This is a genomic window from Plantactinospora sp. WMMB334 (genome assembly GCF_049179095.1).
GTDB lineage: Bacteria > Actinomycetota > Actinomycetes > Mycobacteriales > Micromonosporaceae > Plantactinospora.
In genome coordinates this window covers 2,945,354-2,964,018 of record NZ_JBMHME010000002.1, presented here as the reverse complement: position 1 = coordinate 2,964,018, position 18,665 = coordinate 2,945,354, and the positions used below count along the sequence as shown (strand labels likewise).

17 protein-coding genes and 2 pseudogenes are annotated in these 18,665 nt (G+C 73.9%); 8 read left to right on the top strand and 11 right to left on the bottom strand.

Going from position 1 to position 18,665, the window contains the following annotated elements:
- Window positions 1–52 precede the first annotated feature (52 nt).
- The 4 genes and pseudogenes from ACN27G_RS12695 to ACN27G_RS12680 form a co-directional block, all read right to left on the bottom strand.
- A pseudogene (locus tag ACN27G_RS12695) lies at window positions 53–2,014 on the bottom strand (FtsK/SpoIIIE domain-containing protein); the annotation flags it as partial.
- Entirely contained in the window at window positions 2,007–2,873 is an 867-nt protein-coding gene (locus tag ACN27G_RS12690) for a hypothetical protein (protein WP_421493002.1), read from the bottom strand. The pseudogene ACN27G_RS12695 and the gene ACN27G_RS12690, both read right to left, overlap by 8 nt.
- Window positions 2,874–2,881: 8 nt before the next feature.
- Entirely contained in the window at window positions 2,882–3,142 is a 261-nt protein-coding gene (locus ACN27G_RS12685; RefSeq protein ID WP_421493001.1) for a hypothetical protein, read from the bottom strand.
- A gap of 239 nt (window positions 3,143–3,381) precedes the next feature.
- Window positions 3,382–3,786: a hypothetical protein gene (locus ACN27G_RS12680; RefSeq protein ID WP_421497313.1), complete on the bottom strand. Its 405-nt coding sequence runs from the start codon at window positions 3,784–3,786 to the stop codon at window positions 3,382–3,384.
- Window positions 3,787–4,001: 215 nt separating this feature from the next.
- Between ACN27G_RS12680 and ACN27G_RS12675 the strand changes: the two genes are divergently transcribed.
- Genes ACN27G_RS12675 through ACN27G_RS12665 form a run of 3 tightly spaced genes read left to right on the top strand, consistent with a single transcriptional unit; the run spans window position 4,002 to window position 7,133 of the window.
- Entirely contained in the window at window positions 4,002–6,575 is a 2,574-nt protein-coding gene (locus ACN27G_RS12675) for an ATP-dependent Clp protease ATP-binding subunit (RefSeq protein WP_421493000.1), read from the top strand.
- Between the two features lie 28 nt (window positions 6,576–6,603).
- Window positions 6,604–6,783 (top strand): hypothetical protein, encoded by a 180-nt coding sequence (locus ACN27G_RS12670; RefSeq protein ID WP_421492999.1) that lies wholly within the window; start codon window positions 6,604–6,606, stop codon window positions 6,781–6,783.
- Window positions 6,783–7,133, top strand: a complete 351-nt coding sequence (locus ACN27G_RS12665) for a DUF3140 domain-containing protein (RefSeq protein WP_421492998.1) — start codon at window positions 6,783–6,785, stop codon at window positions 7,131–7,133. The genes ACN27G_RS12670 and ACN27G_RS12665 overlap by 1 nt, the downstream gene beginning before the upstream one ends.
- Window positions 7,134–7,295: 162 nt before the next feature.
- Here ACN27G_RS12665 and ACN27G_RS12660 read toward each other — a convergent pair whose 3' ends face one another.
- The 5 genes from ACN27G_RS12660 to ACN27G_RS12640 form a co-directional block, all read right to left on the bottom strand.
- A complete protein-coding gene (locus ACN27G_RS12660) occupies window positions 7,296–7,532 on the bottom strand; it encodes a hypothetical protein (RefSeq protein WP_421492997.1) in 237 nt (78 codons plus the stop codon).
- 104 nt (window positions 7,533–7,636) lie between these two features.
- Window positions 7,637–9,139, bottom strand: coding sequence for a S1 family peptidase (locus tag ACN27G_RS12655; RefSeq protein ID WP_421492996.1), 1,503 nt, complete (start codon window positions 9,137–9,139; stop codon window positions 7,637–7,639).
- A gap of 481 nt (window positions 9,140–9,620) precedes the next feature.
- Window positions 9,621–10,592: a LysR family transcriptional regulator gene (locus ACN27G_RS12650; protein WP_421492995.1), complete on the bottom strand. Its 972-nt coding sequence runs from the start codon at window positions 10,590–10,592 to the stop codon at window positions 9,621–9,623.
- Window positions 10,593–10,686: 94 nt separating this feature from the next.
- A complete protein-coding gene (locus ACN27G_RS12645) occupies window positions 10,687–11,370 on the bottom strand; it encodes a ThuA domain-containing protein (protein ID WP_421492994.1) in 684 nt (227 codons plus the stop codon).
- A 112-nt stretch (window positions 11,371–11,482) separates the two neighbouring features.
- Window positions 11,483–12,121 (bottom strand): hemerythrin domain-containing protein, encoded by a 639-nt coding sequence (locus ACN27G_RS12640; protein WP_421492993.1) that lies wholly within the window; start codon window positions 12,119–12,121, stop codon window positions 11,483–11,485.
- A gap of 158 nt (window positions 12,122–12,279) precedes the next feature.
- Between ACN27G_RS12640 and ACN27G_RS12635 the strand changes: the two genes are divergently transcribed.
- Both ACN27G_RS12635 and ACN27G_RS12630 read left to right on the top strand, forming a co-directional pair.
- Entirely contained in the window at window positions 12,280–13,608 is a 1,329-nt protein-coding gene (locus tag ACN27G_RS12635) for a M20/M25/M40 family metallo-hydrolase (RefSeq protein WP_421492992.1), read from the top strand.
- A gap of 165 nt (window positions 13,609–13,773) precedes the next feature.
- Window positions 13,774–14,442 carry a hypothetical protein gene (locus ACN27G_RS12630; protein ID WP_421492991.1) on the top strand — a complete coding sequence of 223 codons (669 nt, stop codon included), beginning with the start codon at window positions 13,774–13,776 and terminating at the stop codon, window positions 14,440–14,442.
- Between the two features lie 31 nt (window positions 14,443–14,473).
- On the opposite strand, the gene ACN27G_RS12625 is transcribed toward ACN27G_RS12630, so the two are convergent.
- Together ACN27G_RS12625 and ACN27G_RS12620 are read right to left on the bottom strand one after the other, a co-directional pair.
- Entirely contained in the window at window positions 14,474–14,665 is a 192-nt protein-coding gene (locus ACN27G_RS12625) for a DUF5703 family protein (RefSeq protein ID WP_196203124.1), read from the bottom strand.
- 137 nt (window positions 14,666–14,802) lie between these two features.
- Window positions 14,803–15,774, bottom strand: a complete 972-nt coding sequence (locus ACN27G_RS12620; protein ID WP_421492990.1) for an aldo/keto reductase — start codon at window positions 15,772–15,774, stop codon at window positions 14,803–14,805.
- 181 nt (window positions 15,775–15,955) lie between these two features.
- Here ACN27G_RS12620 and ACN27G_RS12615 point away from each other — a divergent pair, with 181 nt between their 5' ends.
- From ACN27G_RS12615 to ACN27G_RS12605, 3 genes and pseudogenes are all read left to right on the top strand, one after another.
- A complete protein-coding gene (locus tag ACN27G_RS12615; protein ID WP_421492989.1) occupies window positions 15,956–17,008 on the top strand; it encodes an LLM class F420-dependent oxidoreductase in 1,053 nt (350 codons plus the stop codon).
- A gap of 29 nt (window positions 17,009–17,037) precedes the next feature.
- Window positions 17,038–17,871 (top strand): undecaprenyl-diphosphate phosphatase, encoded by an 834-nt coding sequence (locus ACN27G_RS12610; RefSeq protein WP_421497312.1) that lies wholly within the window; start codon window positions 17,038–17,040, stop codon window positions 17,869–17,871.
- Window positions 17,872–17,921: 50 nt separating this feature from the next.
- Window positions 17,922–18,614, top strand: a pseudogene (locus tag ACN27G_RS12605) (MSMEG_4193 family putative phosphomutase); the annotation flags it as partial.
- Between the last annotated feature and the right edge of the window lie 51 nt (window positions 18,615–18,665).

The following is an 18,665-nucleotide window of genomic DNA, read 5'->3' as shown; positions in this document are numbered from 1 at the left end:
TCGCCACGCCGGACGCGCGGTCGGCGGAAACGCCGACGGGGATCGGCTCGCCCGGCGGGCGCAGCGCGACGAAGTCGGGTGCCTCGTCCAGCCGGGGGATCGCGTCACCGTCGAAGAGCCGGGCCGGCGCCGCGTCCGGCGGCCGCATCCGCCACAGCCGGTGTTGCAGGTCGCTCCAGGTGCCCCAGTCGCTGGCGGCCGGGATCCGGGCCACCTGGTTGCCCTCGACCATCCCGGACTCGGCGTTGACGATCGCGTGGTGCCGGGGCAGCACCTGCGCGGCGTCGTTGCGCTCGGCGAGGATGCGCAACGCCTTGGGCAGCGCGATACGCAGGGTGAACTGGGCGACCAGCGCCGGTCGCCCCCAGAGTGCCTCGATGCCCCGGACGTCCTGCGAGGCAAGCACCAGGTGGATGCCCTGGGAGCGCCCCCGCCGGGCCAGGTCCTCCAGCAGGTCGGCGGCCTCCCGGGCGACCGCGTCCCGGCCGGCCAGCAGCATCTGGAACTCGTCGACCACGGCGACGATCCGGGGCCAGCGCCCGCCCGGGTCCACGGCGCGCAGCTCGGCGAGCTTGGTCACCTCGTGCCGCTTGGCCGCGTCCGCCCGGCGGCGCAACTCCTCGGCGAGGAAGCGCAGCAGGGCGAGGCCGAACTCGCGGTCGGTGTTGACGTTGATCCCGACCAGTCGCATGTGCGGCAGCCAGCTCGGGTCGCGGCGTCCCTGCGCGAACCGGGCGAACGACACCCCCTCCTTGAAGTCGAGCAGATAGAACTCCAGCTCGCTGGGGGAGTAGCGGGCGGCGAGGGAGCCGATCCAGGCGAAGATCAGATTGGTCTTGCCGGTGCCGGAGGGGCCGCCGATCAGCGCGTGCGGGGGGTAGTCGCCGAGGGCCAGCGTCACCGGCCGGCCCTGCGGGCCGTCCCCGATCGGCGCCACCAGGCCGGCGGCGGAGTCCTCCCGCCACATCTCGTCGACCGGCGGCAGCAGGTCGGTGAAGGGCGTCGGCGGCGGGCCCGCGTTGACCAGGGTGGCGATCCGCCGGCAGGTCTCGGTGACCAGTCCGGGCGGCGGCGCCGGGTCGGGGTCGACGGCGAGCCCGGGGCAACTGGAGAGCCGGGTCGCGGCGGCGTCGACCACCACCCGGTGCACGTGCGGCTCGTCGGGCAGCTCGATGCCGCGTACCACCAGGTGGACGCCGCAGGCCGCACCGGTCCGGACCACCCGGTCGAGCTGGCCCCGTTCGTGCCGGGAGAGCTCGTCGCCGCCGAGCAGCACCGCCACCCGCCACGGCTCCGGGCGCCGGCCGGTCGCCGCCGCCAGCTCGCGCAGCGAGGCGTACTCGCCGGCCAGCACCGACTCGTTGATCCGGCGGATCTGGTCGACGAGGTCGTCGAGGAGCCGGGCCAGGCCGCCCGGCCCGACGAAGGTCAGCAGCCCGGCGGTGGAGAGCGGGGCGAAGCCGGCCAGGCCGCCGCCCAGGTGCTCGGGGTCGTAGCCGACCAGCCGGACCGAGCCGGGATCGCCCCGGCCGACGGCCCGGAGCAGCAGCGCGGCGACGACCGCGTCGCAGCCGCCCCGGTCGGTCCCGGAGAGGTGTACGTGACCGGCGTCGAGCAACGGCACCAGGGCCGGTACGGGCGGGCTGCCCGGCAGTCGTACCGTGCCGATCCGCAGCGGACCCGGTGCCTCGCTGCGGACGACCGGGGTCGGGCGCCAGCCGGACCAGCCGGCACCGGCGGCGCCGGGTGCCTCCCGGGTGGCCGCCTCGGCGGCCCGGGAGGCGAGCCGGACGATTTCCGCGCCGTACCGGTCGGCCAGCTCGGTGACCCGGCGGTCCCGTTCCGCGCCGACCCGCTCCGGCACCCGGGAGGCCGCGTCCCGGATCCGGCGCAGCCGGTCCTCGGCGCCGCCGAGCTCGCTCCGGGCGGCCGCGAGCCGGGCCCGGGAGGCGCCCAGGGCGTGCGACAGCATGGTGCGGACCCGGGTGACGAGCTGGGTCCTCAGATCAGGCATGGGTTTCCCGGGGGCGGCGTGCGGTGACGGGACGCTGGTCGAGGCCGAGCCGGCGCATCAGCAGGCCGGTGAGGACTCCTGCGGCGACCGCCGGATCGGCGGGATGGGGCTGCTCCACCGGCTCCTTCGGCGGCGGCATCCGGCAGACCCGGCTGAGCAGCGTGTCGAGCACCCCGGCCGGCAGGTTGGGCACCAGGTCCCGGACCTGCCCGGTCACCTCGCGGCGCAGCCTCGGCAGGTCCGCCGCCCGGGGTGGATGGCCGAGCAGCTTGGTCGCCAGGTCACGCAGCATCGGCGGGGCCACCGAGGCGAGCCCCAGCCCGACGTTCGCCTCCACCGCGCGCAGTTCGGTGTGCAGCCGGCTCCGGTCGCCGGAGCGGACGCCGGTCGTCACCCGGCGGAGCAGTTCCTCGGCGTCGGTGACCTGCTGGTCCGGCGGTGGCGCCGGGGTGTCCCGCGAGTCGAAGAGCTCGGCGACCCGGACCGACCACCAGCCGCCGGTCGCCGCCGGCGCGACCCGCCGGGCCGGCCCGGTCGGCTCGTCGGCGGTCCGGGCGGCGGGCCCGCCGGGTGGCCGCTGCGGTCCGGCGGCCGGCGGGCCGGCGGGGCCCAGGCCGATCGCCGTCAGATAGGCCGCGAACTGGTCCTGGGCCAGCCGCAGGGCGTGCCCGGCGGTCTCCAGGTGCTCGGTGGCGGCCGACAGCTCCGGTACGCCCATCGGGTCCGCGGACTCCTGGCGTACCCAGCGGAGCCGCTCCGAGGCGGTCTTGAGTGAGTCGAGTCCCTTGATCACCAGCTCGACCGGCAGTTCGTCACAGGCCGCCCGGACCCGGGCCCCCAGCTCCTCGATGATGGACATCCGCTGCTCTACAGCGTCGAGACGTAGAGCTGGGCGTGTTCGACGGCGGCGAGTGTCGCGGCCAGGCACTCCTCCAGCTCCTGTGCTGCCTGGGAGAGCGACGCCTGCGCGGCATCCACCGTGGAGTGTCCACTCCCCTCCAGCGCGCCGGCCAGGGTCTGCTGCGCCTCGGCAAGCTTGTCGCCGGCGGCCTGCACGGCGGCCTGGCTCTCGCCGATCTGCTGCAGTGCGGCGTCGATGGCCGCTTTCAGCTCGGCGACACTCGCCACGGCGAAACCTCCTGGGGGCGGGGAGGGCTCTAATTAGAGCTTATCCCGTTGGGCGGTCCGCAGCGCCCTGGGTGTTTGCTGCCCGGCTGTCCGTTCCCAGTTGATCCGGTCGGTGCCGGTCGGAGGCCACCCTTCCTCCTACTTTGCGTCACCGTGACATTACTCAGTCGGATCTCCGACACTTGTCTGGTCGACTGCCCGGAAGCCCTGCTCAGGAGTGAAACTTTCAGTCGTGGTTCTCACCCCTCCGCCGTCCGGTCGGGCGGGGCGACGAGCCACCGTGGTCCGCGTACCCCCGCACCCAGCGCGGTGACCCGGTCCCGCAGGGCCCGGTCGGCGGTGACCACGACGCAGGTGCGGCCGGCGGCGCGCTCCGCCCGGACCAGGCCGACGATCGCGTCGTCGCCGGAGCCCTCCGCCGCGACCACCCGGACCTCCTCGGCTGCCTCGACCCGGCGGGCGGCACCCTCCACCACCAGGACCACCTCGACCGGCGGCACCAGGCCGGGCAGGCCGTGCCGGCGGATCGGCGCCAGCCGGTCGCGCAGCCGGGCGGTGGCGCCGGCCCGGTCCCGCCACCAGCCGTCCGGTCGGGACCCCACCACGTTGGCGGCGTCGACGACGAGCAGCGGTTCCTCGGTCATGGGCATCCGCCCAGCCTGCCATCCCGGCCGCGCCGGCCGCGGCTCCGCCACGACCGGCGTAGGTGACTCCGCCGGAACCGGCGCGGGTGACTCCGCCGCGATCGGCGCGGGCGGGCCGCGCCGGGTGTGGCTGCTGTGGTTACACCGGGTTTGTCGCTGCTGCGGCCGGGTAGCCGAGGCGATGCCAGTGCCCGCGCCCGTGAGGGGGACAGAAGATGACGCAGGGACCCGGCGACCTCGGCCCCGACCCGTGGGACGAGTTCCTGGCCCGGTACTTCGGCCGGGGGGAGAGCCGCCGGCAGGGGCAGCGGGTGGACATCACCAGGCTGATGACCGCGGACGCCCGGGAGATGCTCGCCGACGCGGCGCGCCGGGCGGCACAGGCGAACAGCAGTGACCTGGACACCGACCACCTGCTCTGGGCCGCGTTGCAGCGGGAGCCGCTGCGGGACCTGCTCAGCCGGGCCGGAGCCGACCCGGAGGCGCTGCTCGGTGCGCTCGGCGGCGAGCAGCGGGTGGAGCGGCCGGCCACGCACGGCCAGGTCCCCTCGAACATGTCCCTCACCCCGGCGGCGAAGCGGGCGCTGCTCGACGCGCACCAGCTCTCCCGGGCGATGGGCGCCTCGTACATCGGGCCGGAGCACATCCTGATGGCGCTGCCGCTCAACCCCGAGTCGCCGGCCGGCCGGATGCTGGCGGCGGGCCGGATCCAGCCGCAGTCGTTGCAGGCCGCCAGCGCCAGCGGCGGTGGCGGGAACGGCGGTGCCGGCAGGCCGGACCGGGGCACCCCCACCCTCGACCAGTACGGCCAGGACCTCACCGACCTGGCCCGGGCCGACGAGATCGACCCGGTGATCGGCCGGACGGACGAGATCGAGCAGGCGGTGGAGATCCTCTCCCGCCGGACCAAGAACAACCCGGTGCTGATCGGCGAGGCCGGGGTGGGCAAGACCGCGATCGTCGAGGGGCTCGCCGAGCGGATCTGCGACGGGGACGTGCCGCAGACGCTTGTCGGCAAGCGGGTGGTGCAGCTCGACCTTGCCGGCCTGGTCGCCGGCACCCGCTACCGGGGTGACTTCGAGGAGCGGTTGAAGAAGGTCATCGACGAGATCCGGGCGCACGGCGACGAGCTGATCATCTTTCTGGACGAACTGCACACCCTGGTCGGCGCGGGCGGGGCCGGCGCCGAGGGCGGGATGGACGCCAGCAACATGCTCAAGCCCGCGCTGGCCCGGGGCGACATGCGGGTGATCGGCGCGACGACGCTCAACGAGTACCGCCGCAACATCGAGAAGGACGCGGCGCTGGCCCGGCGGTTCCAGCCGGTGCTGGTGCCGGAGCCGACCGTGGACGACACCGTCGCCATCCTGCACGGCCTGCGGGACCGGTACGAGGCGCACCACCAGGTCCGCTTCACCGACGAGGCGCTGGTCGCCGCCGCCGAGCTCGCCGACCGGTATGTCACCGACCGGTTCCTGCCGGACAAGGCGATCGACGTGCTCGACCAGGCCGGTGCCCGGGTGCGGCTGCGTACCCGGACGCCGGCCGGGGACGTGCGGGAGCTGGAACGGCAGCTGGAGGAGGTCCGGCGGGAGAAGGACCAGGCGGTCGCCGACGAGCAGTACGAGCGCGCCTCGGAGCTGCGTGACCGGCTGCAGGGGGTACGCGAGCGGCTCTCGGCGGCGAACGGCAACGGCGACCAGCCGGCGGTGCCGGAGGTCGGCACGCAGGAGATCGCCGAGGTGGTCTCCCGGTCCACCGGCATCCCGGTCAGCCAGCTCACCGAGGAGGAGCGGGACCGGCTGCTCCGGCTGGAGGGATACCTGCACGAGCGGGTGGTGGGGCAGGACGACGCCGTGAGCGCGGTCGCCGAGGCGGTGCGGCGGTCCCGTACCGGGCTGGCCGACCCGGACCGGCCGATGGGGAGCTTCCTCTTCCTCGGCCCGACCGGGGTGGGCAAGACCGAGCTGGCCCGGGCGCTGGCCGAGGCGCTCTTCGGCGAGCAGGACCGGATGGTCCGGCTGGACATGAGCGAGTTCCAGGAGCGGCACACGGTGAGCCGGCTCGTCGGCGCCCCGCCCGGCTACGTCGGGTACGAGGAGGCGGGGCAGCTCACCGAGGCGGTCCGGCGCCGCCCGTACGCGGTGGTGCTGCTCGACGAGATCGAGAAGGCGCACCCGGACGTCTTCAACATCCTGTTGCAGGTGTTCGACGACGGGCGGCTCACCGACAGCCAGGGCCGGACGGTGAACTTCCGGAACAGCGTGCTGATCATGACCAGCAACCTCGGCTCCGAGCTGATCACCGGCGCCCGGCGCAGCGTCGGCTTCGGCGGCGGTGCCGGCGGCGGCGACGACGAGAACACCGAGCTGCGGGACCGGCTGATGCGCCGGCTCCAGGAGCAGTTCCGCCCGGAGTTCCTGAACCGGATCGACGAGGTGATCATTTTCCGCCGGCTGGAGACCGAGCAGCTGCGGCAGATCACCGAGCTCCTGCTGGGCGAGACCCGGCGACGGATGCACGCTCAGGACATCGGGGTAGACTTCACCACAGAAGGGGTGGATTGGATCGCCGAGCACGGCTACGAGCCGCAGTTCGGTGCCCGCCCGTTGCGCCGGACGATCCAGCGGGAGGTCGACAACCGGCTCTCCCGGATGTTGCTCGACGGGACCGTCCAGCCCGGACAGCGCGTCGTGGTCGGCGCCCGGGACGGCGAGCTGACCTTCGACGTGTCGGCGGGAGACCGGCCGGGCGGCCGCAGCCCGGCCACCACCACCCACGGCCGGTGAACCACCGGAACGAGAAGGGGAGAGTGGCGTGAGCCAGCCCGAGGAGAACCGCGAGAAGAGCGCGAAGACCGACGCCGTACTGCGGCCACCGGCCGCCTCCGGCCCGGCACGGCCCCGGCCACCCGCGGGGCGCCCGAACCGCGGTGCGGACGAGCCGGCACGACCCGCATCGCCGTCGCCGTCGGCAGCGGAGGAGGAGGAGGCGTGATGGCGCGACAGCAACGGGTGGAGCCCGAGGTGGAGCAGTTGTGGCAGGAGTTCCACGCCCGGGTCAACGTCACGTCGGAGCAGCTCCGTAGCTGGCTGCTCACCCAGGGGTCGGGAGAGCGGGCGTTCGGCGCCGACCCGGATCTCGGGCTGCCGGAGCCGGGCCGGCAGATCCTCGCCATCCTGGGCAAGCGCAAGGTCGACCTGACCGGCGGCGACATCCAGGTCATGCGGGAGACCGTGGACGAGATCCAGGATCTGATCGACACCCGCCCGGACGGCGGCCCGACCGACGAGAACTGGCGGCGCGCCCTGCTCGACCTCGGCCACGACCCGCTGATCGAGCGGTAGCCACGACCCGCTGATCGAGCGGTAGCCACGACCCGCTGATCGAGCGGTGGCCACCGGGCTGCCGATCGAGCGGTGGCCGCCGGTCGCCCAGGGCGGCGCCGGACGCGCTGCCCCTGCCTCCGGCAGGGCCGCCCGGGGCCGCGCGGCTCCGCCGGGACGCGGCTACGCGCCGCCGATGGTCGGCACGCCGAGGCCGGCCGCCTCGGCGGCGTCGGTCCGCTCGGTGCGCAGCGCCTCCTCCCGGGCCAGCAGCGCCGCGTACTCGGTGATGTCCGCGGGCGTCGGCACCTCCGGAATCCGGCGCAGGAACGCCTCCACGTCGCGGGAGGCGGCGGTGTGCGCGGCGGCGATCCGGCGTACGGTCTCGCCGTCGTTCTCGGGTGGGATCAGGTCGGTCATGCCGGTACCGGTACCCGCTTCCGGCCGGGATATCGCGGCGGACCGCCACCGGGCTCCCCGCGTGGCGCACGCGGGGAGCCCGGGGCGGTCGGTCGACCGGTTTCTCAGGGCGCCGACGCGCCGAGGCTGTAGCTGCCCGATCCGCTGTAGGCGTGCACGGCGTACCGGTAGTAGCCGGCGGAACCGTTGTACGACACCGTCTCGTCCGGGCCCGGAGAGGTGCCCTGGGCCACGGTCACCCAGCTGCTGCCGCTCCACCGCTGCAGGTAGAGGTCGAAGTCCACCCCGGACGGCCCGTCGAGGCAGCCACGGTGGGTGCCGGAGCGGGTCGTCTGGTAGTAGCTGCCGTTCGGCTGGTACTGCACGGCGCCCGAGGAGAGCGAGCCGGTGAAGGTGCTGGCGTAGCCGGTGCAGGCACCGCCCGGCGGTGGCGGGTCGGGATCACCGCCGCCGCTGCCGGTGCGCAGCGTCAGCCCGTACACCGAGAGGATCTCGTTGACCGGCTGGAAGTAGGTGGTGCCACCGGACGAGCAGTTGCCCGAGCCGCCGGAGGTGACGCCCTGGGCCTGCTGGCCGGAGAGCCACGAGCCGCCCGAGTCACCCGGCTCGGCGCAGACGTTGGTCCGGGTCAGGCCGCTGACCGACCCCTGGGAGTAGTTGACGGTCTGGTTCTTCGCCTGCACGGTGCCGCAGTGCCAGCCGGTGGTCGAGCCGGAGCGGCAGATCGCGGCGCCGACCGCGGACTCGGTGGAGCCGGCCACCGTCACGTTGCCGCCCGCGTAGTTGTTGACCCACGGCTGCGGCGTCCAGTTGCTGTTGGTCTGCACCCAGGCGTAGTCGTTGCCCGGGAAGGACGAGCCCCGGAAGGTGCCCTGGGCGACCTGGTTGTAGCCCTGCGTCGCGGTGCCGGTCGTGCCGCAGTGGCCGGCGGTGACGAAGCCGCCGGTGACCGAGAAGCCGACCGAGCAGCGGCCGCCCATGTAGTAGGCGTCGCCGCCCCGGACGTCGTAGTAGAGCTGCGGCGCCTCGGTGGTGGCCACGATCCGTACCGCGGCGGCGTCCACGCCACTGGCCCTGACGAAGGCGGTCGCCGCGGCCGTACCGCCGTTGGCGAGCACCACGACGGTGTTGGTGGCGACGTCGACGTACCAGCCGGGAACCGACCGGGCCGGTGCCTTGGCGGCGGCGCGGTCGAGCCCGGACTTGACCCCGTCGAGCTGGGCGGCGCCGCGGGTGACCAGCTTCGCCTCGGCGCCGGCCGCCGTGACCCGGGCCGCCTGTGACCGGTCGGTGACCGCGACCGTCAGCGTGCCGTCCGCCTGGGAGATCCAGCCGCCGGCGTACGCCCGGCCGAGCGACTTGCGCAGCCCGGCGTCGACGAGGCTGGCCTTCTCGTCCCGGCTGATCCGGGCACGGGCCTGGGCGGCGGTGAGCCCGAGGTCGCGCTGCATGGCGGCGAGCATCTCGGGGGATGCGGCGTCGGCGGTGGCCGGAGCCGCGCCCGGGGTTCCGGGGTCCGGCGCCGCGGCGGCAGGTGGGGCCACGGCGCCGAGGATCCCCACCGGCAGCAGGGTCACTGCCGCCAGTGTGGCGAGTCTTCGCTTCATCCGGTGTCTCCTTCGCGGAACAGAGTTCGACGGGGGTAGGGAAGTGCCGGCGACCGCCCGCCGGCCTGCCCTCGCCGCCGATCTCCTGCCCAGGGGGCGGGGCAGGACGTACGGCTGTCGTGGCGCGCGCCGGCCGGACCGTGGGACGGCTCGGCGGGCTCGGGAGACGGGGGCGGGACGGGAGAACCGGGCGGCCCGTGCGCCGCCCGGCCCGGAACCGGACGGCACACGGTGGCCGTTGCCCCGCCGACCGGGGGTCAGTCCCGCCGGCCCGCGGCGATGTCGACGGTCGCCGCCGGTACCGGTGGTTCTGGATCGGGCAGGGCATGGTTAAGGTAACCGGCGATAATCGACCCAGGTATATCCCGCCTAGCTCATACCGCGTCACGGCCGGCGGGCAGCCCACCAGCCCGATCGGGCAGCCACCGCCGACTGGCGGGCGCTGGCGGGCCGGGCGTTGCCGGTGCGGCGTGGCTCGGCCTCAGGCGGCGGCGAGGTCCTGCGGCCCGAAGGTGGGATTGCGGGCCAGCCAGGCCAGATAGGTCGGGTTGCGGGAGAGCGAGTCGGTGTAGGCGGCGATGGCGTGCCCGAGCACCCGGTCGGCGATGCCGGCGGCCGGGGCCTCCGGATGCCAGCCGAGCAGCAGTCGCCAGCGCAGCGGCGCGTTCGCCAGCGGGCGGGTGACCAGCCCGGAGACCGGCCGGAAGGTGGCCTGGGCGAGCGCGATCGCCTCGCCCGCCTCGACCAGGTCGATGCAGCTCCGGATGTCGGTCTCGTAGATCTTCGCCGGAGTGAAGCCGGCCCGGGAGCAGGCCGCGACGAAGCAGTCGGCGAAGCAGCCGTCGCCCGGGGCCGCCGCCCACCGTTCCGCGGCGAGGGCGGCCAGGTGCACCTCGTCGTTCGCGGCCAGTGGATGGGCCTCCGGCAGCAGCACGAAGACGGCGTCCACCGCCACGGCCCGCCAGGTCAGCCCGAACTCCGCGGACGGCACGGCGTCGCCGCAGACTCCGGAGAGGACGAAGTCGAGACGGCCGCTGAGCACCATCTGGGCCAGCTCGTCGACCGACCAGGAGGCGTGGGTGCTGATCTGCGCGTGCGGCTGGTCGGCCGCCAGCCGGTGCACCAGTCCACCGAGGATGGGGCTGTTCACCCCGCCGAACCGGAACCGGGTCATCGTCGAGCCCGTTCCGGCGAGCCGGGCGGCCTCGTCCTGCAGCCCCTTCATCGCGGGCAGCAGCACGCGGGCCCGGGCCAACACCAGCTCGCCCAGCGCGGTCGGTCGGGCACCGCGCCGGTCCCGCTCGAAGAGCGGGCCGCCGAGCGTGCGTTCGATGCGCTGGAGCTGTGCGGTCAGCGCAGGCTGTGCCAGGCCCAGGGTCGACGCCGCCTTCGTCACGCTGCCAGTCTCCGCGATCGCGCAGACCACCTTGAGGTGCCGCAGCTCCAGGTTCATAGCGTGACGGTAGGACCCGAAAGGGATCCACGGGAAGACCTTTGGCCAGTGAAAGATCCCCCAAAGGAAACCCAAACTGCGACCGAACGGACACCTATTTCTGACGGGCAGCCCAGAGCAGCCCTCGTTCGGTGATCGTCCGGACCGGCGGAAGGGTCAGGTCCGCCAGCCGGTGGCCGACGGTCGAGACGAAAACCCGGCCGCTGCCCCAGGTTCTGGTCCAGACCGCGGGCAGGGTGACCGACCGGTCCCACGGCGTCGGATCCGCCGCGCCGGCACCGTCCGGTCCCGGGTCGAAGGTCACCGTCGCGAGGACGTCGTTGAGCGGATCGGTCAACACCCAGTACTTCTCGGTGTGCAGGCGTACCTGCCCGACGCCCCGGACGATCGGATGGCCGGCCCGGTCCGGGCAGACCGTCAGGTCGTGGTCCACGAAGCCCGGTGGATGGTGCACGAAGACCCCGCCGGTGAGCTGCGCGTACGCGTTGTGGTGGAAGGCGGCGACGATCCCGCCGTGCCAGCCCGCGAATCCGGTGCCCGCGCGGACCGCCGCGACCAGACCCGCCGCCTGCCCGTCGCTGATGCTCCCCATCGACCAGCACTGCACCACCAGGTCGGCGGCGGCCATCCGGTCCGGGTCGGCGTAGACCGCCAGGTCCTCGTGCACCTCCACCCGGAAACCGGCGTCCCGGAGGAACGGCAGGAACAACTCGGTCGCCGCCACCGGTACGTGGCCCTCCCAGCCACCCCGGACCACCAACGCGTCGCGCACCGCCATCCTCCGTCCACCAGCGCCGTGTCCCGGGGCAGGGCAGCCCCGCGTCAGGCAAGAATCATCACACCGCGGGAGAGGACGCCCGTGACGTGCCCGGAGCGCGAGCGGGGCGGCGTCAGGGCGCCGCCGGGGGTGTCAGGTCGTCGGCGTACGTCCGCCGGCCGCTCACCGCGTCCCGCACCTTGTCGACGACGCCGAGCGCCGGTTCGACGACCCGGTTCCACGGCGGCGTGGCGGGCGCGTCCGGGTGTGGCCGGGTGGGTGCCGCCTCCTCGGCGATCTCCACCCGGTTGCCCAGCCGGATCAGGTCGGCGTCGCTGGCCGCCGCCCGCAACGCGGGGAAGATCTCCGTCGACGCCGTCGAGGCGTGCCGGCGGAGTTGGCCGGTGACCTCGTCGGCGAGCTGGTCGAAGCGGGGCTCGTCGGGCGTGACGTGCTCGAGTTCGCGCAGCGTCCGCAGCAGCTCGGTGTCTGCCGCGATCTCCCGGTCGGCCAGCGGGCCGCCGCCGGGGAGCGCGTCGCGCACGGTCGGGTAGAGGTACTGCTCCTCGCCGGAGAGGTGACGGGCGACGGTCGCGGTCAGCACCTCGGCGACCTGGCTGCGCCGCTCCGGGCTGGCGCCGTCGGCCAGCTCGCCGCAGAGCGCGGCGATCTGGTCGTGCTCCTCGGCGAGCAGCTCCACCATGCTGCGCCCGCCGGGCCGGTAGTCCGCGTCCTCACCGGTCGGGGGCAGCGGGGGCAGTGGCACGCTCACGGTTGGCCTCCTCACTGGGCTGGTCCGCCGCCGCGGAGCCGGATCCTCGACCGGCACCGTTCGCGGACATCCGCAGGTACCCTCCGGCCCGGATCGCGAAACCCGCCACCGGACGGGGGAGGCGCCGGCCCCGGAGCCGGGCTGGTATGAAGAACCGCATGAGTAGCCAGTCCGCGTCCCCGCTCCCGGGCGCCACCGACGAGGTCGTCGAGCTGTGCCGGGACCTGCTCCGGATCGACACCAGTAACACCGGGGACCCCGCGACCACCGCCGGCGAGCGGGTCGCCGCCGAGTACGTGGCGGAGAAGCTCGCCGAGGTGGGTGTCGAGGCGCAGCTGCGGGAGTCGGCACCGGGCCGGGCCAGCGTGGTGGCCCGGATCCCCGGCACCGACCCGGGCCGGGGCGCCCTGCTCGTGCACGGGCACCTGGACGTCGTGCCGGCCGACGCGGGCGAGTGGTCGGTGCCGCCGTTCTCCGGTGAGATCGCCGACGGCTACCTCTGGGGTCGGGGCGCCATCGACATGAAGGACTTCGACGCCATGGTGCTCGCGGTGGTCCGGCACTGGCGGCGCACCGGGGTACGCCCGCCGCGCGACCTGGTGCTGGCCTTCACCGCCGACGAGGAGGCCGGCGGCGGGTACGGCGCGCACTTCCTGGTCGACCGGCACCCCGACCTGCTGGAGGGGTGCACCGAGGCGATCGGCGAGGTCGGCGGCTTCTCCTACACCGTCAGCCAGGATCTCCGGCTCTATCTGATCGAGACGGCGGAGAAGGGCCTCGAATGGCTGCGGCTGCACGCCCGGGGCCGTCCGGGACACGGCTCGATGGTGCACGACGACAACGCCGTCACCGCGCTCGCCGAGGCGGTGGCCCGGGTCGGCCGGCACCGCTTCCCGGTCGTGGTCACCCCGACCGTGCGGGCCTTCCTGGAGCAGGTCTCCGAGGCGCTCGGCATCGAGCTGGACCCGGACGACCCGGAGCTGGCCATCGCCAAGCTGGGCCCGATCGCCAACCTGATCGGCGCGACGATCCGGAACACCGCCAACCCCACCCGGTTGGCCGCCGGCTACAAGGACAACGTGATCCCGAGCCGGGCCAGCGCCACCGTCGACTGCCGGAGCCTGCCGGGCCAGTCCGAGCTGCTGATGGAGCAGTTGCGCGAGGTGATCGGGCCGGACATCGAGATCGAGCACATCCAGCGACAGCCCGCGCTCGAGACCACTTTCGACGGAGATCTGGTGGACGCGATGGCGGCGGCGCTGCGTGCCGAGGACCCGGGCGCACGGGCGGTGCCGTACATGCTCTCCGGCGGCACCGACGCCAAGGCGTTCGCCAGGCTCGGCATCCGCTGCTTCGGCTTCGCGCCGCTGCGGCTGCCGGCCGACCTGAACTTTTCCGCGCTCTTCCACGGCATTGACGAGCGGGTGCCGGTCGACGGACTACAGTTCGGCGTGCGGGTGCTCGACCGGTTCCTCCGCCAGAGCTGACCACCCGTCCGCCTGGCAGGCCGGCCGGCACTCGTCTACGGTTCCCCGGTTGATCCATCTACTTCCGGTCCATCCAGCCCGGCCCGCGCGGGCGTCGACCAGACCGCCCGCGCGGCTGTCGGCCGGCGGGCTGGTAACAATCGCACTGAAGGGACAGGCCACACCATGACCGACCAGCACGCCGAGCTGGACGCCGCCCTGGAGCGGGTCATCGAGACCGCCCGGGCGCATCTCGCCGCGGTCCGGGCCGCCGATGGCCGGATCGACGACGATGCCGTCTGGCAGGCGTACGTCGAGCTCAACAACGCGTCGTACGCGTACGACGAGCAACTGCTCGACGCCTTCGGCGAGGTCACGCCCTGGGACGTGGAGGCGATCGACCCCGACGAGGCGGACGAGCGCTTCGGGGTGGGGCTGGGTGGCGTCGACGGCGCCGAGCCGGACGACCCGCATCCGCTGGTCCTCTCCGTGCGGCACCGCCGGGACTACCGGGTGCCGAGCGTCGCCGCGCTGCTCCGGGTGGCCCAGGCCGCCCGCCGGGCCGCCGTGCCGGCCGAGGAGGAGTCGCCGGCCGTGGAGGGTGTCGGCGAGGCGGTGCTGGAGCTCCTGCAGACCGGGGACGGGTCGCTCGGGGCCCTGGACATCCCGGAACTGGAGCCGCTCGACGGCGTGGTGATGGTGAGCGAGGTCTCGGTCCCGCTCGACCTCGAGTCCTTCGACGACGAGGACAGCAGCGGGCCGTTCACGCCCGGTGCCGACGACCGGCTCGTCGGCCGGCTCGACGAGCACCCGTTCCTCTCCGAGGGTGACGAGGAGACCGAGGAGGCCCGGTAACCGAGCGCCGGGCGGGGGGAGAGCCGGATCCTCAGTAGGAGAGGCCCGGTTGCGACTGGTTGACCACGCGGCGACGCAGCATCACCTGCCGCGTACCGTCGCGGAACAGTCGCACCCGGGCCAGCTCCCAGCCGGAGAACTCGGCCTGGATCGCCAGCTGCGCCATTGCGGTCGTCCGGTCGACATTCGGCGGTAACCGCAATGGCGCGTATTCGTAGTCCATGTCCTCTATCCTGCCCACCTCGCCGGGGCGACACCAGTCCTTCTGCCCGGTGAGCGGCCCGCTTCCGGACCCGGCCCGCTGCCGACCCGGCCGCCGTCGGTCCGCGGGCCGATCGGGGCCGACCGTGCCCGATCGGGTCAGCCGTCCCGTTCCGGGTAGCCGACCGGCACGGACGACACGTCGTCGAGGGCCCGGGCGATCTCCTCCGGCAGCGTCATCCGCTCCACCTGGAGGGCGCCGAGCAGTTGGCCGACGGTACGGGCGCCGAGGATCGGGGCGACCACGCCGGGCCGGTCCCGTACCCAGGCGAGGGCGACCTCCAGCGGTGACACGCCGAGTCCGCCGGCTGCGGTGGCCACCGCCTCGACGATGCTGGAGCAGCGCGGCTCCAGGTAGCGGGCGACGAAGGGCTCGAAGTGTGCCGAGGCCGCCCGGGAGTCCGCGGGGCGGCCGTGCCGGTATTTGCCGGTCAGCACCCCGCGGCCCAGCGGCGACCAGGGCAGCACGCCGAGCCCGAGGCCCGCGCAGGCCGGCAGCACCTCCCGTTCGATGCCGCGTTCCAGCAGCGAGTACTCCACCTGGGCGGCGACCACCGGCGCCCGGCCGGGGACCGCGGCCTGCCAGGTGGCGGCCTGGGCGGTCTGCCAGCCGGAGAAGTTGGAGACCCCGACATAGCGGACCCGGCCGCTCTGCACGGCGTGGTCCAGCGCGGAGAGCGTCTCCTCCATCGGGGTCGCCGGGTCGTATCCGTGCACCTGCCACAGGTCGACGTGGTCGGTGCCGAGCCGGCGCAGCGACGCGTCGAGGGTGCGCAGCAGGTGCCCCCGGGAGGTGTCCCGGCGGCGGCCGGTGCCGGGTCGCAGCCCCGCCTTGGTCGCGATCAGCACGTCGTCGCGGGGGACCAGCGTGCCGAGCAGGGAGCCGATCACCGCCTCGGCGTCCCCGTCGCCGTAGACGTCGGCCGTGTCGACCAGGTTGCCCCCGGCGTCCAGATAACTCTTCAGTTGCGCGGCAGCGTCGTCGGCGTCCGTGTCCCGACCCCAGGACATGGTGCCGAGGGCGAGCCGGGAAACCGCCAGCCCGCTTCGGCCGAGCGGTCGCTGCTGCATGGCTTGAACTCTATTCAGAACATCGCGCCGCCGATATCCTCGCTCCCGCCATGGCGGTCCGGGTTTATCGCCACAAAGCAGACGTCGGGGCACGGGTCCGGCATCGGCGGGTCAGCGGCGAGCTTCCAGGGGTCATTGCGTACCCTGATGCGACTTGCGGACGGATGGGGGAGAGGGACCAGTGCGACTCGGGCTCAGCCTCGGATACCAGACGGCGTGGAGCACCCCCGCGGACCATTTGGCGCTCGCCCGGGAGGCGGACCGGCTCGGCTACTCGGTGGTCTGGGCCGCGGAGGCGTACGGCTCGGACTCGCCCAGCATGCTGGCGTGGCTGGCCGGCCAGACCGAGCGGATCGACCTCGGCTCGGCGGTGATGCAGATCCCGGCCCGCAGCCCGGCGGCGACCGCGATGACGGCGGCCACCATCGACACCCTCTCCGGCGGCCGTTTCCGGCTCGGCCTGGGCGTCTCCGGCCCGCAGGTCTCCGAGGGCTGGCACGGGGTCCGGTTCGCCAAGCCGCTGGCCCGGACGCGGGAGTACGTCGACATCGTCAGGCTCGCCATCGGCCGCAGGCAGGTGGAGTACGACGGCGCCCACTACCGCCTGCCCCTGCCGGACGGCCCCGGCAAGCCGCTCCGGCTCGGCTTCCATCCGCCGCGCGAGGAGATCCCGATCTACCTGGCCGCGGTCGGCCCGAAGAATCTGGAGCTGGCCGGCGAGATCGCCGACGGCTGGCTGGCGATCTTCTTCGCACCCGACTTCGCCGCCGAACAGCTCGACACGGTGCGCGCCGGCCGGGCCCGGGCCGGCAGGGAACTCGCCGGCTTCGACGTGGTGCCCAGCGTGCCGCTGGTGGTCGGCGACGACGTCGCCAGCTGCGCCGAGCTGGTCCGCTGGTACGCCGCCCTCTACGTCGGCGGGATGGGCAGCCGGGAGCAGAACTTCTACAACCAGCTCGCCACCCGGATGGGCTACGGCGACGGCGCCCGGGAGGTCCAGGACCTCTACCTGGCCAGACGGCCGCGTGAGGCCGCGGCGGCCGTACCGCTGGAGTTCATCGACCGGACCTCCCTGCTCGGGCCGAAGGAGCGGATCGCCGACCGGATGCGCGAGTACGCGGCGGCCGGCGTCACCACGCTCTCGGTGACCCTCTTCGCGGCCGACGCCGACAGCGGCATCCAGACCCTGCGCACCTGCGCCGAGGCGCTGGAGCTCGCCGGGGTGGGCGAGTGATCCCGGCGGAACCCGCCGGCAGCGTGGCGATGAGCTGGATCGAGGCCATCGTGCTCGGCCTGGTGCAGGGGCTGACCGAGTTCCTGCCGATCAGCTCCTCCGGTCACCTGCGGATCACCTCGGCGATCTTCTTCGAGCACGACGCCGGGGCCTCCTTCACCGCCGTCACCCAGCTCGGCACCGAGGCCGCGGTGCTGCTCTACTTCGCCAAGGACATCTGGCGGATCACCCGGGTCTGGGTCGTCGGCATCTGGGACAGCTCGGTCCGGTCGAGCCTCGACTACCGGATGGGCTGGTACGTCATCATCGGCTCGATCCCGATCGGGGTCTTCGGCTTCCTCTTCAAGGACCAGATCCGCACCGCCGCCCGGAACCTCTGGCTGGTCGCCACCACCCTGATCGTCTTCGCCTTCGTGCTCGCCTTCGCGGAGTACTGGGGCCGGCAGACCCGCCGGCTGGAGAACTTCACCCTCCGGGACGGCATCGTGATGGGCTTCGCCCAGGCGATGGCGCTGATCCCCGGGGTGTCCCGGTCCGGCGGCACCCTGACGGCGGGGCTCTTCCTCAACCTGACCCGCGAGGCGGCGGCCCGCTACTCCTTCCTGCTGGCCATCCCGGCGGTGGTGATGTCCGGCGTCTTCAGCCTGCCGGACGTCTTCGACACCGGCGGTGGCGGCTCGATCCCGTCCCCGGCCCAGATGGTGGTGGCGACGATCATCGCCTTCGGGGTCGGCTACGCCGCCATCGCCTGGCTGCTCCGCTTCGTGGCGCATCACACCCTCTACGTCTTCGTCCTCTACCGGGTGGCGCTGGGCAGCCTGGTGCTGGCGCTGCTGCTGACCGGGACGATCAGCGCCACCTGATCCGGGCGGCTCCGCCGAGCGGGCCGGCCGGCGGGCCGTAGGGTGTGGTCGTGGCGACCCTTCTGCTCCTCCGGCACGGCCGGACCACGGCGAACGCCGACGGCGGCCTGGCCGGCCGGCAACCCGTCGAGCTCGACGAGACCGGCCGGGCCCAGGCGACGGCGGTGGGCGGCCGGCTCCGGGCGGTGCAGCTGGCGGCGGTGGTCACCAGCCCGCTGATCCGGTGCCGGCAGACCCTGGAGCTCGCGCTGCCGGACGCCGCGCCGGTGGTCGAGGAGGACCTCGTCGAGTGCGACTACGGGGCGTGGCAGGGCCAGCCGCTGAAGGAGCTGGCCAAGGATCCACTGTGGCAGGTGGTGCAGCAGCACCCGAGCGCCGCAATCTTTCCCGACGGGGAGGCGATGGCCGGGATGGCGGCCCGCGCGGTCGCGGCGGTACGCCGATGGGACGCCCGGATCACCGCCGAGCACGGGCCGGAGGCGGTCTGGCTGGCGTGCAGCCACGGTGATGTGATCAAGGCCATCGTGGCCGACGCGATGGGCGTACATCTGGACCAGTTCCAGCGGATCGTGGCCGATCCGGGCTCGGTGACCGGGATCCGCTACACCCCGGTCCGCCCGTTCGTCCTGCGGCTCAACGACACCGGCGGCGATCTGACCGGCCTCGTCCCGCCGCCCCCGGACCCGCGCCGCCGCTCCCGCGCGGTCTCCTCGGACGCCCCGGTCGGCGGTGGGGTCGGCGCGGCGGAGGCCGGATCGGACCCACCCCGGGGCGAAGCGGACCCGGTCGAGGCC

Bases quoted from the DNA above. Each gene is read 5' to 3' on its own strand.
- ACN27G_RS12690 (WP_421493002.1), bottom strand. From the start codon at position 2,873: ATGTCCATCATCGAGGAGCTGGGGGCCCGGGTCCGGGCGGCCTGTGAC.
- ACN27G_RS12680 (WP_421497313.1), bottom strand. From the start codon at position 3,786: ATGACCGAGGAACCGCTGCTCGTCGTCGACGCCGCCAACGTGGTGGGG.
- ACN27G_RS12675 (WP_421493000.1), top strand. From the start codon at position 4,002: ATGACGCAGGGACCCGGCGACCTCGGCCCCGACCCGTGGGACGAGTTC.
- ACN27G_RS12665 (WP_421492998.1), top strand. From the start codon at position 6,783: ATGGCGCGACAGCAACGGGTGGAGCCCGAGGTGGAGCAGTTGTGGCAG.
- ACN27G_RS12660 (WP_421492997.1), bottom strand. From the start codon at position 7,532: ATGACCGACCTGATCCCACCCGAGAACGACGGCGAGACCGTACGCCGG.
- ACN27G_RS12655 (WP_421492996.1), bottom strand. From the start codon at position 9,139: ATGAAGCGAAGACTCGCCACACTGGCGGCAGTGACCCTGCTGCCGGTG.
- ACN27G_RS12650 (WP_421492995.1), bottom strand. From the start codon at position 10,592: ATGAACCTGGAGCTGCGGCACCTCAAGGTGGTCTGCGCGATCGCGGAG.
- ACN27G_RS12645 (WP_421492994.1), bottom strand. From the start codon at position 11,370: ATGGCGGTGCGCGACGCGTTGGTGGTCCGGGGTGGCTGGGAGGGCCAC.
- ACN27G_RS12635 (WP_421492992.1), top strand. From the start codon at position 12,280: ATGAGTAGCCAGTCCGCGTCCCCGCTCCCGGGCGCCACCGACGAGGTC.
- ACN27G_RS12630 (WP_421492991.1), top strand. From the start codon at position 13,774: ATGACCGACCAGCACGCCGAGCTGGACGCCGCCCTGGAGCGGGTCATC.
- ACN27G_RS12625 (WP_196203124.1), bottom strand. From the start codon at position 14,665: ATGGACTACGAATACGCGCCATTGCGGTTACCGCCGAATGTCGACCGG.
- ACN27G_RS12620 (WP_421492990.1), bottom strand. From the start codon at position 15,774: ATGCAGCAGCGACCGCTCGGCCGAAGCGGGCTGGCGGTTTCCCGGCTC.
- ACN27G_RS12610 (WP_421497312.1), top strand. From the start codon at position 17,038: ATGAGCTGGATCGAGGCCATCGTGCTCGGCCTGGTGCAGGGGCTGACC.